General features: G+C 55.3%; 2 pseudogenes. Both read right to left on the reverse strand.

The features are described 5' to 3' along the window. Positions 1-672, reverse strand: a pseudogene (locus M3I56_RS40655) (hypothetical protein); the annotation flags it as partial. Beyond that, positions 635-1037 (reverse strand): annotated as a pseudogene (locus M3I56_RS40660) (GPI inositol-deacylase); the annotation flags it as partial. The pseudogenes M3I56_RS40660 and M3I56_RS40655, both read right to left, overlap by 38 nt.

Raw genomic sequence — 1037 nt, forward strand, 5'->3', positions numbered from 1 at the left:
CATCAGGTTATATTGCATATAGATGGGATCGCCCCCACTGCGCTGGAGCAGCGACTGGCTGCCCGTCCCGCTGTCCTGTATTACCTGTCCATTTTCGAGGTTCTCGACTTTCGCATATGAATCGGTCCACTTCAGCACCGGATTCAGCTTGCTCTCCCAGACGACATCACCCCAGGTCCTGTGCTTCTCATCGTCACCGTAGAACGCATAGGTGGCGCGATGAAATTTCCCCCGCATCGCTTCATGGAACGGTTTTATACTCTTCATTATTAAAGATGCGTAGGCATCCCAGTCCGCATCGATATTCTTCTTCTCCGGATCCATCGGGTTGATCAGCTTGTCATTGACGAGACTCCACCATTGCCCTCGTTGTGTGTACACCTCACGATAGGGATCCTTCACCGGCAGTGAGGTCTGCTCCTTGCCGTTCCTCAGTTTGAGCCACCCCATCCCGTACTCCACGGCCGGAAGCAGTTGCAGCGGCCCCGGAGACTGCGCAAACACCGGTGTCATCGTGGAATTGTCCGGCCCGAGGACCGGGCCGGCAGACCCTTCGCTGCCGGTCGTGACACGCTTGTAGGCTGTCGCTGACCCCGTGGTTGGCATCACGCCGTGGACGATCCCCAGTACCTTGTCACGATGCCCATCGACTTCCGAGTAATATCGTGCCACGAGCCCCCCCCATGGAATGGGTAACGATAATGACTTTCTCGCAGAGCTTGTTCTGCTTCTTGTAGTAGTCGGTAAATTCCTTGATCTTTGCCGCAAGATGTTTTGCCGAATCCGAGTTGGATTGCAGCCAGTTGTATCCGACCGCGTGAACCGGCATGTAATACTTGTATGACAGCGCAACTTCATCGTATGACAGCACACTCACGCCCGGTGCATCGGCCACAAGTTTTTTCATAAGGCTCGCCCGGAAACCTGCCTTGCACTCATGCGCATCGTTCAGTGCATTTTCCAGGAAGGGAAGGAACGTTCCATAACTCATCTTCGCCACCGTCCCCCAGCCTCGACGGCGCAGTTCCACCTCACTC

This window comes from Paraburkholderia sp. CNPSo 3281 (assembly GCF_024206515.1).
GTDB lineage: Bacteria > Pseudomonadota > Gammaproteobacteria > Burkholderiales > Burkholderiaceae > Paraburkholderia > Paraburkholderia nodosa.